Source organism: Bradyrhizobium sp. B120 (assembly GCF_049075665.1).
Lineage (GTDB): Bacteria > Pseudomonadota > Alphaproteobacteria > Rhizobiales > Xanthobacteraceae > Bradyrhizobium.
The window spans coordinates 3,563,573-3,577,014 of the sequence record NZ_CP185242.1 but is presented as its reverse complement, the minus strand read 5'-3'; the positions used below and the strand labels follow the sequence as shown (position 1 = coordinate 3,577,014).

The 13,442-nt window shown below is 60.6% G+C and carries 9 protein-coding genes; 7 read left to right on the top strand and 2 right to left on the bottom strand.

Annotated features, from left to right (window positions below):
* Nucleotides 1-85 precede the first annotated feature (85 nt).
* Nucleotides 86-295, bottom strand: coding sequence for a hypothetical protein (locus tag ACOIX3_RS16075; protein ID WP_420970802.1), 210 nt, complete (start codon nt 293-295; stop codon nt 86-88).
* Between the two features lie 759 nt (nt 296-1,054).
* Between ACOIX3_RS16075 and ACOIX3_RS16070 the strand changes: the two genes are divergently transcribed.
* The 7 genes from ACOIX3_RS16070 (at nt 1,055) to ACOIX3_RS16040 (ending at nt 9,176) form a co-directional block, all read left to right on the top strand.
* Nucleotides 1,055-1,711 (top strand): reverse transcriptase domain-containing protein, encoded by a 657-nt coding sequence (locus ACOIX3_RS16070; protein ID WP_420970801.1) that lies wholly within the window; start codon nt 1,055-1,057, stop codon nt 1,709-1,711.
* A gap of 172 nt (nt 1,712-1,883) precedes the next feature.
* Nucleotides 1,884-2,135 (top strand): ribbon-helix-helix protein, CopG family, encoded by a 252-nt coding sequence (locus ACOIX3_RS16065; RefSeq protein ID WP_420969517.1) that lies wholly within the window; start codon nt 1,884-1,886, stop codon nt 2,133-2,135.
* A gap of 140 nt (nt 2,136-2,275) precedes the next feature.
* A complete protein-coding gene (locus ACOIX3_RS16060; RefSeq protein ID WP_420970799.1) occupies nt 2,276-4,012 on the top strand; it encodes a recombinase family protein in 1,737 nt (578 codons plus the stop codon).
* Complete coding sequence (locus ACOIX3_RS16055) at nt 3,936-5,144, top strand: group II intron reverse transcriptase/maturase (RefSeq protein ID WP_420965995.1); 1,209 nt, start codon at nt 3,936-3,938, stop codon at nt 5,142-5,144. The genes ACOIX3_RS16060 and ACOIX3_RS16055 overlap by 77 nt, the downstream gene beginning before the upstream one ends.
* Nucleotides 5,145-5,426: 282 nt before the next feature.
* A complete protein-coding gene (locus ACOIX3_RS16050; protein WP_420970798.1) occupies nt 5,427-6,320 on the top strand; it encodes a 3'-5' exonuclease in 894 nt (297 codons plus the stop codon).
* Between the two features lie 950 nt (nt 6,321-7,270).
* Nucleotides 7,271-8,914 (top strand): recombinase family protein, encoded by a 1,644-nt coding sequence (locus ACOIX3_RS16045; protein WP_420970797.1) that lies wholly within the window; start codon nt 7,271-7,273, stop codon nt 8,912-8,914.
* Nucleotides 8,898-9,176 carry a hypothetical protein gene (locus ACOIX3_RS16040; protein ID WP_342722678.1) on the top strand — a complete coding sequence of 93 codons (279 nt, stop codon included), beginning with the start codon at nt 8,898-8,900 and terminating at the stop codon, nt 9,174-9,176. Before ACOIX3_RS16045 ends, ACOIX3_RS16040 begins: the two co-directional genes overlap by 17 nt.
* A 157-nt stretch (nt 9,177-9,333) precedes the next feature.
* Here the strand turns inward: ACOIX3_RS16040 and ACOIX3_RS16035 are convergent, their stop codons facing one another.
* Nucleotides 9,334-13,299 carry an autotransporter outer membrane beta-barrel domain-containing protein gene (locus ACOIX3_RS16035; RefSeq protein ID WP_420970796.1) on the bottom strand — a complete coding sequence of 1,322 codons (3,966 nt, stop codon included), beginning with the start codon at nt 13,297-13,299 and terminating at the stop codon, nt 9,334-9,336.
* Between the last annotated feature and the right edge of the window lie 143 nt (nt 13,300-13,442).

The following is a 13,442-nucleotide window of genomic DNA, read 5'->3' as shown; positions in this document are numbered from 1 at the left end:
GAACACCGCAATGCAAAGAAGTGTACCTTTGTCGCGGCAGCAACTTCCCGCTTGTGCAGGAGATCACTTCCCAAGGTCTCTGTTGCTAGCCGTTGCCTTGGCCCTTGATCCATAAGGCCACCGCGCCGATCAGCGCCGTCAGCACACCGCTCCACCAGATCGACCGCGGCCGCGCCGCGCTGATCGAGCTGAGGTACAGAAATGCTCCGAGCACGACACCATAATGCTTGCGAAACTCACCGCTTCTGCGAGCGATTTCTACGAGGTCCGAAGACCTGGCCTGCTGATCTGCCATTGCGGCCACCTCACCTGCATCGAGCCATGATGATACGAGTGAGTTGGGTGTCTCGTCGAGTTTTATTTCTTATTTTCCGAATTTTGTGATCGGAGCGCAAGCTGGTCGGCGCGAGGGATCGAAGCCGCAAGGCGTGCGCCGTTGAGGCGTGGAGAAGAAGGGAGTGTTCGAAAGAATGGAGCCTGCTGGTTATGGCTCTTACTTGCCCGGCTTACCGGTGTCGGAAGCGACTGAGACTCCGAAAGGAGAACGGGACCAGAGCATGCCGGGAAACGTCTTGAAATCGGGCGCCGCAGCCCGGTGGAGAGCACAAAGTAAGGTGTGCATGGTGAAAGCTGTATTGCCTGAATCCCAGTTTCCAGTCGCCAAAGGGCTGGCAGTAGCGAACGCGGCTGACACGCTACGCCACGCGGGGCAGATCGCACCGGCCAGTGCGAACTGCCACCAGTCCGCGTGGGACGACCACCATCCGTGGGTCAAGGAGACGAATGGGACACCTAAACACACCGCAACTCCCCGCACACGCAACTACGGGATCGCCTGCAACAGGTTCTTTCGAGGACCTGTATGGCGACGGAGCCGTCATAGTACCCAAATGCCCGGCGTAACGGCCGGGACAGCCGCCGCGAGGCGGACGATCATGCGTATAAGGCCGGGCGACCGGACCGAAAGCGCCTCCGATCGGGGGAAGGACGATGCCGCGAATAACGGCATGTGCAGTATGCGTAGAAGAGATTCTTCGACGGAGAGGTTCTGCTGATGCAGGCCGGTACCATCCAGAGAAGAATTGAATCACTGCCGACTTTGTCGCGGTCGGGTAAGCGCGTAAATGGCCTTCACCGCCTGATGAGATGTCCGCATCTCTTCGAGTGGGCCTACGAAAAGGTCTCCCGCAACAAGGGAGCTCTGACGCCCGGTGTAGACGGCAAGACCTTCGACGGCATGTCGCTGGAGAAGCTCGCCGACATCGCCAGGCGCGTGGCAGATGGCACTTATCGCTTCCGGCCAGTCCGGCGGGTTTATATCCCGAAGGACAACGGCAAGACACGACCGCTGGGTATCCCCACGGTGGAAGACCGGCTCGTTCAGGAGGCGGTCAGGATTCTACTCGAAGCGATCTATGAACCTGTGTTCCTCAACGAATCACATGGGTTCCGCCCGGGGCGATCCTGTCACACCGCACTCAAGCTCATCAAGAAAAGTTGGACGGGCTGCAAGTGGCTGGTCGAAGTGGATGTGCGTGGGTTCTTCGACAACATCGACCATGACATCCTGCTTGGGCTTCTAAGGAAGCGGATCGATGACGATAAGTTCATTGGTCTGATCGAAGGAATGCTCAAAGCAGGCTACATGGAAGATTGGGTCTATGGACGCACTTACAGTGGCACGCCGCAGGGCGGCGTTGTGGCTCCCTGAACGCAAAAGATAACTTCCGCTTCGAACGGGCGATTGTGGGCTGGCGTGGACGGTGCGTGGTTGATTTGAGACGCAAAAGGTAATACCCACATGTCAGATGATTCGTTCGACGCGAGTGCAAAAGGCCGAACGACTGAGAGCCGCGCGGCGCTTGCTCGCGGACGAGATCGGCATGGCGGAGGCCACTGTGGCTTTATCGCGCACGTTTGGCTTGTCGCGACGACAAGCCTATCGCTACCTCGAACTGGCGCGAGCGGGTGCGCCGCCGTTGGCGGCCGAGAACTCGGTTACGATCACGCTCAAAATGCCGGAAAGCCTCGCGCGCGGTCTGCGTGCTCACGCAACAGCGCGCGGCGTCACGACAAGCGAGGTCGTCAGGCAGGCCGTGGCGGCTTTCCTGGTGGTGAAGCGCAGGCATGGTTGAGCAGCGACCGATACGTCGTGCCATCCATCTAGAGTTCGCATTCGATCGGCTGCTCGCTGCCAAGCTCGAACAGGCTTACGACATTCTGGTTCCTGATCGGGTCCGGGTGGTGGGCAGCGCAAAGGTGACGGGAGCAGACGATGAAGACGGCAGCAATTTACGCTCGTGTATCGTCGGACAAACAAAGGGAGGAGAACACGATCGCCAGTCAGACGGCGGCGCTGGTTGCGTTCGCCCGCGCGCGGCAATTCGAAGTGCCGAAGGAGTGGGTCTTCGAGGACGACGGCTATAGTGGGGCGAACCTAATCCGTCCCGGCCTTGAGCGGGTGCGCGATCTTGCTGCCGAGGGGCTGATCGAGGCCGTCCTCATCTATGCGCCCGACCGGTTGAGCAGACGATACGCGCACCAGATTCTCTTGATCGAGGAGCTCGCCCGCGCCGGCGTCGAGACCCTGTTTGTGCGCGCGCCGCGCGGTTCGACGCCTGAGGACGAATTGCTCGTGCAGTTCCAGGGAATGATCGCGGAATATGAACGAGCCCAGATTCTGGAGCGCTCGCGCCGCGGCAAACGACATCGCGCTCGTCAGGGCGAAGTCAGCGTACTGAGCGGCGCTCCGTTCGGGTATCGTTTTATCCGCAAGACAGATCACTCGGCTGCGTACTACCAGATCGACGAAGAGCAGGCTCGCATTGTACGGTGGATGTTCGAACTATACACCGTTCAGGGGCTCAGCATCGGCGCCATCGCTCGCCTCTTGAACGAACAGGCAATCCCCACCTGCAAGCGACGCGGTCGGTGGGAGCGCTCGACGGTTTGGGGAATGCTGCGAAATCCGGCGTACAAAGGCCAAGCCTGCTTTGGTAAGACGACGCTTGCACCGCGCCAACGGATCACGCGGCCAATACGGATGCGTGGCGGCATTGCCACTCGCAACAGCGCCAGCCACGAGCAGCCGCGAGGGGATTGGATCACGATCGCCGTGCCGCCGATCGTCAGCGAAGAGACCTTTGCGCTCGCGCAGGAGCGGCTCGAGACCAACAAGACTCATGCGCCGCGGCGGACCGTCACGCCCAGCGTCGTGCAAGGTCTCGTAAGCTGCGCCAAGTGCGGCTACGCTCTCTATCGCACATCGACGCGATCGAGCGCACGCGCGATCCACTATTATCGATGTCTCGGCTCAGACGCTTGGCGGCAACTATCCGGCCCCGTTTGCAGCAACCGTCCAGTGCGTCAGGATCTTCTGGACGGGGTTGTTTGGGCGGAAATCGTGCGGCTGCTCGAAGATCCCGAACTCATCCATAACGAACTCGACCGACGGCTCGCAGCGGCGCGAGAAGCCGACCCGACCAAACGCCGTGAGGAGGCTCTCCGCCGCGATCTCGTTCGCATCCGCAAGAGCATCGATCGCTTGCTCACCGCCTATCAGGACGGCCTTCTCTCGCTGGACGAACTGCGCGAGCGCATGCCGAACTTGCGGCGGCGCGAACAAGCCGACAACGCCGAACTGCAGGCGGTCGTCGACCAGTCAGTCGACCGTGCAGCCTACCTGCGCCTCGCTGAAACGCTGGCCACGTTCCTTACGCGACTGCGGTCGTCGGCGGGAACCCTCGACGTATTGGAACGCCAGCGCGTCCTGCGGCTTCTCGTCAAGGAAATCCTCGTCGGCGACGACAAGATCATCATCCGGCACTGCATCCCTTTGCCCATGGCACCGGGGGACGGCCCGCCAGCCGGCAGTGCGGACGCTGCACTGCCGGCTACGCAAAGTTACCTTTTGCGTTCGAGGAGCCGTCTCGCCCTTGCTCGCCAACATCTATCTGCACGAGCTGGACCAGCACATGCAGATGATGAAGGCGGACTTCGACAAAGGCCGTGAGCGACGTCCATTCCCGCGCTACGTGGCGTTGGAACGGCGCGTCCTCAGTCTCCGCCGGAAGATTGAACGGCTCCGTGCCGAAGGCACGGATCGGGCCGAGATCGATGCTGCATTTGCGGAGATCAAAGCCATCAATAAGGAGCGACGGAAAGTGCCTTCCGTCGATCCGATGGACCCCAACTTCAAAAGGCTCCGCTACTGCCGCTATGCCGACGACTTCCTCATCGGCGTGATCGGGAGCAAGCGGGAAGCGAGTGAGATCATGGCTTGCGTCGAACGATTCCTGACGGAGACCTTGAAGCTCGCCGTGTCGCCCGAGAAAAGTGGGGTTCACGCCGCTTCAAAGGGAGTGACCTTCCTGAGCTATCGCATCTCGACATACACATCCTACGGGGCTGGACGAAAATCCGGCCGCAAGGGACCGGCTGGACGGACATGGCGCGTGATGCGTCGGCCGACCACCGGCAATGTCAGCCTGCGGGTGCCGCGCAAGGAAGTCACCAAGTTCTGCAAGCAACACGGCTATGGCGATCTCGCCAAGAAGACCGGCAGTCCGCGCGAGCAGTTCCTGGTAACCAGCGACGTTGCAACCGTCCTCGCCTATAACTCAGAGTTCCGTGGGTTTGCGAACTACCACTCGTTTGCCGACGACATCAAGAGCGCCTTGGGATTGCTGGAGCTTGTCGTGTTCCGCAGTCTTGTGAAGACGCTGGCGATGCGGCATCGGACGACGAGAGCAAGAACCATGGCGCGTCTGTGGAAAGGCACGGACTACGAGGTTAGCTCCGTGGTCCGTGGTAAGCTTCGCAGCATCAAGCTGTGGAGACTGAAACATCTCACCCGAGCCTACTGGACAAGTCCGACTATCGACAACGTCACGGCAGGTGCGTGGTGGGTCAAAAGCCCAAATGATCTGATCAATCGACTTAACGCTCGCGAATGCGAAGCGTGCAGCGATTCGACGGGACCATTCGAGATGCATCATCTCCGTCGCCTAGGTGACCTGCGAAGCGGATCGCTGACGGTCTGGAAACGGTCCGGTTGGCGGCGCAAGACCATTGTCCTGTGCCCGTCATGCCGTGCAGCCGTCTCCGGTCGAGAGCATGCGCGTACGGAAAGCCGTGTGCATTGAAAAGTGCCCGCACGGTTTGGGGGGAGGCGTAGGGATATCCTCTTCGAGGTGTCTCGCGCCTACCCTACCGTGACGCGAAGCGGCACGGTCCACGAGAGCCCGGCCGCATCCGGCGGCGCGCAAACTGCGCTCCATCGCAAGGCCAGTTCCAGCAAGACCCTCCCTCTGCCGCTGCCCGCGAGCCGGCGACCTATCCACAGGCGCTGCGATGCCGAGTCCGATCCGATCGGGTAAGCTTGCCGGCCGCATATCACAACGCCTCTATCGCATCGGCACCCCGATATGACCGTTCAACCGACCCTCGCCGAGATCGCCGGCATGCTGGAGCAGTCGCCCGACTACCGGGTGCTGCGCCGGCTGGTTCCACGTGTCGAATTCACACCGGGTGACGGACAGCCGGAGAAGACTGCGATCCTGCTCGACGTCGAAACCACAGGCCTCGATACGGCCAAAGACGAGATCATCGAGCTCGGGATGGTCAAGTTCAGCTATCTGGCCGACGGAAGGATCGGCCGGGTGACCGACACCTTCAGCTGTTTCAACCAACCGTCGATCGCAATTCCCGCCGAGATCACCGCACTGACCGGCATCACCGACGAGATGGTCGCGGGCTACAGCCTCGACGAGGAGCGCATCAACGCGTTCGCGTCCGATGCGGCCGTCGTCATCGCCCACAATGCTGGTTTCGATCGCAAGTTCATGGAGCGTTACGCGCCCCTGTTCGTGCACAAGGCCTGGGCCTGCTCGGTCAGCGAGGTCGAATGGCGCCGCCACGGCTTCGAGGGATCGCGCCTGTCCTATCTCTTGGTGAAGGCCGGACTGTTTCATGAGGCGCACCGGGCGGTCGACGATTGCCAGGCACTGCTTGAGATCCTGGCAATGACCCTGCCCGAGCTCGATCGCACTGTGCTCTCGGTGCTGCTCGAGCGCGCCCGACGCAGGACAATCAGGGTCTGGGCCGAGCAGTCGCCCTTCGAGCTCAAGGACGAGCTCAAGCGCCGCGGCTACCGCTGGAGCGACGGTGCCGATGGCAGGCCGCGGTCCTGGTACATCGATGTCGATGATGGCAATCAGGCTGCCGAGATCGCGTATCTGCAGGAAACGATCTATCAACGGGACGCCGAAATCCGGACCCAGATCCTGACCGCGTTCGATCGCTTTTCGGCGAGAATCTGAACGCCCCCGCGCGTCAGCCGGGAAACTGCGGTTGGATCAGCGATGCTGATCATCCGTCACCCATCCTGCACGTCTCTAAGACTTTAGTCACATCAGCGTTGATCTCACCCTCTGGTTGCGACTAATGTCGCCATTGCTGGGGAGAAATAGAGAATGAGGCTTTTGAGTATCGCTGCGGCGTGTTTGCTGCTGGCTGCGACCACGAGTTTGCCGGGATGTATGGAGACTGCGGGTCCCACTTTTAACGGCCCATCGGGCAAACCAGTAAGCACGGCGAAATGCTACGCTTCGTCTTCTGGCTGCTTACAGCAAGCTTCACAGGCGTGTGCCGGCCCCTATCAGGTTCTCGATAGCGAAAGCCATTCCGGCGGTCTTGTCGCAGACCTTATGCCCGGACCGGTTACTTGGTACACGCTCACTTATCAATGCGGCCCATCCGACGGGAAGATGCCAACATTTGCCTTTCGAGGACAGCAATTCGTCGATTCGCCCACCGTGGTCGTCAATACACCGGCGCCCGCGGCTCCCCCTTCACCGCCAATCACATGCCAATCGAGACGGGTTGGCGGAATGGTGCAGACGACTTGCTAACTGGACGGACGTCACGGCTGACGAGTAAGCGGAGAGATCAAACGCCGGATATGGACTTGGTGGGGTCGTGGGCACGTATGGCAGCATTTGCGGCCAACGCTTGGGAATGAGACCGCAGGGATAAGGCTGCTCGTCCCGGCTTTCCAAGGAACCATGTGGGCATTGCCGGCGTTGCCGACCTGCGGCGTGCACGGTTGCATCGATATCGCAGGTCTTCGACGGTGCCCAGGCCACGATCATCTTCTCCGAAGGTCAGAGAACGTGCAACGCTGCCGCGCGGGCGAAGGCCGGTAGGTACCACCGCCGTCCAAGCACATCAGCAATCGCCTCCGACGCTTCGTGCAGCGCAATACGTGCGGATGTCGTCCGATCCCCAAAAATACTCGATCGAAATTCAGGTAGCCGCCATCGCTGTCTACGCAGCACGCCGAGGTATGGAAATCGTCCGTACCTATTCTGATCCAGGACGCAGCGGTCTTACCATTGCCCGCCGTAAAGGTTTGCAGGAACTCATCGATGACGTCGACAGTGGACGGTCGGATTTTGATTGTGTCCTCGTCTTCGACATTAGCCGTTGGGGGCGTTTTCAAGACACTGACGAAAGCGCCTTCTACGAGTTCATCTGCACACGGGCGGGAATATCGGTTCACTATTGCTCTGAAGAATTCGAGAACGATGGCAGCCTGTCGTCGGTGATACTCAAGAACCTGAAGCGCGCGGGAGCTGCTGGCTTCAGCCGGGACCTGTCGCGAAATACATTTATGGGCCAGTCGAATATCGTCGACCGAGGATATTGGCGGGGCGGAGCGGCACCCTACGGGCTGCGTCGGATGCTCGTCGATGCAAACGGCAAGCATAAGGGCGCACTGGAGCGCGGCCAGCAGAAGAACTTGAAATCTGAACGGGTCGTTCTCGTCCGAGGGCCTAACTCGGAGGTCAAGATCGTCCGTCGCATCTTCTCGTCGTTCGTGATCCACCGGAAAAATAGGACGCAAATTGCGGAGGGGCTCAACGCTGAAGGCTTATTGAGTCCCGGCGGAAAACGATGGACCGCCCTGACCGTCAGCAACCTCCTCGCGAATGAGATTTATTTGGGTCATATCGTTTTCAATCGCAGCTCAATGAAGCTTGCCGGGCGACGTGTCGACAACCCGCCTGAAATGTGGATACGCCACGACAACGCTTTCGAAGGCATCGTTGATGCGCGTCTTTTCGCCCGGACACGAAAGCGGCTCGCTGAAGTCGCAAACAACAAGAAGGAAACCGATCAGCAGTTGCTTGATCGTTTGGCGGCTCTCCTGCGACGAAAGGGCCGATTGTCAGTGCACATCATCCAAGCGGCAAAGGGCGTGCGTCACCCCGCTGTATACACAAAGAGATTTGGCTCGCTCATGAGAGCCTATGAACTTGTTGGCTACAGGCCCGGCAATCGGTACCGCTTTATGGAGATCGCCGTCGAAATTGATCGCACGATCTGCTCGGTGGTCGATGATATCATCATCAATCTTAGGGGGCGCGGCGTGAACGCCTCGTTCTTGCACGAACTGTACCTCGTTACGATTTCCGGAGGATTGACTGTATCGGTAGCAGTGGCGCGCGCCGTTTCGGACGGTGACACCAGGTCGCGCCGATGGGAGGTACGGAAGCTCAAATACCATAAGGCCGAACTTACGCTTTTGATTCGGATGGACAGTGGCAATAGCCGCATTCGCGACTATTTCCTTCTCCCAACCGCTGCGCTTCCGTTGACGAAGGACAGAAAGAAGCTACGCGTGTCGGACCGTCTCTTCAGTCGAATGCGGCTCGACAGCCTTGAGGCCGTCATGGCCGCTCTCTACGGCAGGCTGCGTGCATCGCGAGAAGAATGCGGCAGGATTAGCGCTCTCCCTCTGGCAAAGCAAAATGAAAGCGCGACCTTCCCAACCTCTTTCCACAAGCCCAGTCAGCTACCGGCACAAACAACAAATCGCTCCGCAAGAAAGTCAGATGGCGCGCGCCACTGATCGAGCGCAAAATGAGGGCTCCGAGACTAACCTTGGCAGAGTTTTCCTAACCTCATGTGCAACCTCTATCTATTGCGGCGACATGGTCTTTGGGATCGCGACCCGCTATGTCTCCACCCTCCTTGGACGCTCCAGCGTCGTGGATTACCTCGATGCCAATCAGCCAGAAATGCTGAGCGAGTTTCGATCGATCGTGGCGGCCGTATCGGTTGAGGGCCAGCCTGGTCGGCAGGCAGATGCGGCCGCCAAGGAAGCTCGTTAAGGTACTAGCCGCGCGCGCAAATTCGTTCCAAGCAGAGGCAGGAAGTGGCAGCGGCCGCAAGGTTCACCAAAGAAGTTGGCAAACCGCTCCAAATTGCAGCCGACCGACGTCGGAGCCAATACCTGGTTGCTTGACCGAGGCATCGGGCCAGCCGCGCTCACCATGCGTAACGGACAACGCCCTTGCCGGCATATGAGCGCGTCACATTCGAGAATTCTCCCTCGAACGTTGCCGCGGCCGACCAGCCGCTGGTCCAACTCACTTCTGCCGAACCGGTGACGAGTGCGGCGTCGGACGCCATCGCGGCGCCGTTCACCACGAAACTCGTGCCGGGCAGCGTCTGGAATGTCGCAGCAATCGAACGATCCGGATTGAAGTCGTGGGCCCAGGCCGCGCGGCCGCGCAATGTGAAAATGCCGTCTTGCACGGCAAAGGATTTGTCGGTGCGCAATCCGAGCTCGGTCCGCGCGTCGGTTACACTCTTGGCCGCATAGTTCAGCGCAAAGCTCGAGAGCCCCGAGACAACCCTTTCCGCATAGGCGGGCAGATCGAACGTCGTGAATTGGCCTGCCGCGTAAGGTGTGATGCCGACACCACCGGCAACGGGTGCAACAAGACGATAGCCGCCCTCGAGCCGGCCGCTCCAAGCATTTGCGTTGAACTCGGCGCGCAGCCGATCCACTCCAGCGGCCGTCACCGTGCGGTCGGTCGTCATGTCCTGCCAGCCATAGGCAATCGCGCCAACAAGGTAGGCGGGACCGGCATTGTGCCGGACGAAAGCCCCCGCCTGGAACAGATCAGAGCGGCCGGTCCCAAGGCTAGTCCCAAGGCTACTGACACCGAAGCTCGTGCCTCCGCCGGCCACCGCAAATCCGGCAATGGTATCGGGCGAGAAGCGATAGTCCGCACCGACCGCCGTGCCGTAGACGCTGCTGCGGGAGTCGTTGGAGCCGAGGACTCGCGGATCTCCAGAGGTAAACTGCGAACCACCATAGCCGGCGGTCCAGATGCTCCAGCGTTGCGCGAAGGTCTGCGCGATCGGCGGCGCCTTCGTGTACACCGCCGCACAGGCGGAGCGCTCATCCGCATCGTGGCCCTTCGCAGCATAAGAGAGGCCTTCCTCCGCGTTGCCCGGGCTGCCGCCGGTGCCGGCAGCATCGGTGCGCCCCGACACGAAGGGATCGGTCAGCAATCCCATGAACAGTTTCATGGCGTCGAAGGTGGTCTGCTGCGAGCCCATGGCGCTTTCGCCGGACACTTGCGTCAAGCCGGCCGGCGTCAGTCCGCCGAATACGATCGGAATACTGCCGGTACGATTGAAGTAATTGACCAGCGTGTTGGCGACATTCTGCTGGTTGATGGTAAGTCCGGAGCCGAAATTCGGTGTAGCCGGCGGCGCAAAGTTGAGCGCGAGATCGAGATAGGCCGTGTTGGCGTCATAGCTCAGGCTGGCCTTGAAGTTGGACGGGAGATTGGTGTTCACCAAAGGGCCAAACGTGCCGTTCACTCCACCCGCAGCACTCAGGATCGTGTAGCGCTTCGAGACGTAGCTTCCGTTGGCGTAGCGCGCATTCACCGTCGCGCCACCCAGCGTCGCGGTCCCCGTCACCTGGGCGAACGACGACGTCGTCGGGCTGAGGAAGACCAGATACTGGGCGCCCGACTGCAACGCGAGACTGCCATTGACCGTCATCGAGCTGCCCGGCGCGGGGCCTCCCGGTGCAAATGTGCCGCTTGCTGCAATTGCCGTATTGCCAACCGTGCCGGTACCCGTCAGTTGGCCAAGTGCATTGACCGTCGTCATGCTGGACGATGCGATCGAGCCGTCCACTTCAAGCACGCCACCATTCACCGTGGTCGTTCCGGTGTATTGGTTGATGCCGGACAAGACCTGTGTGCTGCTGCCGTTCTTGACGATCGCTAGCTTGGGACCCGCTGCGCCGCCCTCGCCTCCGACGCCGTCCCGCAGCACGCCGGAGAAAGTATCCGTGCCACCCTTCGCGCCCGTGATCGTCAGTGTCGCAAGGCCGGAAGCGCTTGCGTTTTGCACCACGCCACCGCCGGCGGCACCGTTCGCAAGCGAGGCAATGCTGTTGTTGAAGCCGCTCAGGGTCAGCGTTGCGCCCGCGTTCACCTGAAACGCCGAATTGGAGGACAGCGCCGTGATTGAATTGGCAATCAGGGTCCCCGAGTCGATATAGGTGATTCCGGAATAACTGTTATTCCCGGCGAAGATCACCTGTCGCTCGATGCCAACGCCAGTGCTCTCGATGATAAGCGTCCCGCCGCTCGACCCCGGTGCGTCACTGATGTTGCCGGTGAAGCGGAAGAACCCCGAGCCTGAATCGATCGTGCCGCCGTTGGCGGTGATTTGCACTGCATTGCCGACCGTGCGCTCGCTGATGCCAGCCAGCGCCTGAAGCCTGCCGCCGTCGAAGGTCAAGGTGCCGGTGCCGATGGCCGATGATGCGATACCCGAGCTTGGCTGTCCCGGCGTGTTGAACACGGTGTCGACCCCAAGCTGCAGCGTGCTGGGGCCGGCGGACGCGCCACAAGCCGCTCCACCGGATGCACCGCAGATCGTCGTGCCGCCGGAATAGGTGTTGTGGCCGGAGAGGACCAAGGTGCCTCCGCCATTGACCACGACGTCTCCCGGCACGATGGGAGGTCCCGGCGCGTCGCTGATCACGCCAGAAACGGTGGTCATCGTCCCTGGAGCAACCGTGAAGGTCGGATCGCCGGCGAGCTTGAAATTATTGCTGATGGTGTGGTCGCCTGCAGCAAACAGGATTCTCGTGCCGGCCGCCATCGTGACATCGCCAGACCCGAGCGCATGATCGTTACCAACCACAAGAGCGCCGCCATCGAGCTCTGTACCTCCGGAATAGCTATTGGCGCCAGACAAGGTGAGCACACCGCCTCCAACTTTCGTCAGGCTGCCCCCATTACCGGAAATGGTGCCGGAAACTTCCGTGTCCGTGTTGAGCGATCCAGTTGTCAGGTTCTTCGTACCAAGGACATAATTACCGGCCCCCGCGATCGAGCCGACGCTCAGGCCGCTCGACGTCAATCCGGAGATATCGACCGTACCGCCCGCATTGGTGACGAGCTGCGCGGTCCCGCCAGTGCTGGTATCGGTGAACAGCGTCCTGCCGAAGGCATTGGTCGTGATGATCGCATCGCCAGCTCCGGCGGAATTGGCGAACTGAAGGGTGCCCAAATTGCCGGACGCACCACTGACCACAAAGCCCGGGTGATTGCCCGACTGATTGTCGATACCGCTACCGCCAATCAGCAACGAGGCCGGCCCGCCGGCTCCACCGGAGATATTGAACGTGAACGCAGCTGCGCCATTTAAGAAGTGCAGCCCACCGACCTGCGTTGCCTGATTGATGTCGATTGCCCTTGTGGCCGACGCCCCGAATTGCGCAATATCGGTCGCGGTCGGGACCGATCCCACCGTCCAGTTGGCGGCGTTATTCCAATTGCTGTTGGCGGGTGTCGCCAGCCATCCTGGTTGAACCGATATCACTTGCCGCGTCGCTGTAGCGACATCGTTCCAGTTGAAGCTCGGCGTATTGGGATTGGTGCTGAAGAACATCTGGATCTGTTTTTGACCGGGCGAGCTCCAGTCGACCCAGATGCGCTCGAAATTCAGCTGCAAAAGCGGAATATACGTCCCGAAGCCAGGAACGACGTTCGGCGTCGAGGAAAACGTCACATTGCATTCGGCCGGCGTGCACGAGCCTGCCGAGGCGCTGCCGTTACCGAACTGGACCTGGCCCAGAAGGCCGCCGCCGTCGACGCTGATGCTGGTCCCGATAATAGAGAACGAGCTCGGCGATCCGACCGATACCGGAATCACAAAATTTGCCGGATTGATCAGAAACTGACCGCTGCCGTGAGACGACGAGAAGCCGATTTCCCAAAGGTCAGTTGCCGCAGCTGAACTCAGTTGAACACCGAAGGCCGCGGCAACAGAAAAGCCGGTCAACCAGTGACGACGCATTCCCCATCCCCCGAACCCTCTGTATCGGAGGTTGCGGGAGATGTCACCTTCCCGCTGTCGCGCCAGTGTCGGCCGCGACCCGGCCAGTGGCGCGGTATGATACTGCCCGTCCAAGAAAAACTGGGGATAGGCACGGTGTCGGAGCTGCTCGACGGGCGCAACGCCCGCTCCGGGCTAGCCGTCAGGACATTGGCAATCTTTCTATTTCAGTGTGGGTTGGCGCTTCAAACAAAGGCCCGCGGCAACGAGCCGCACCC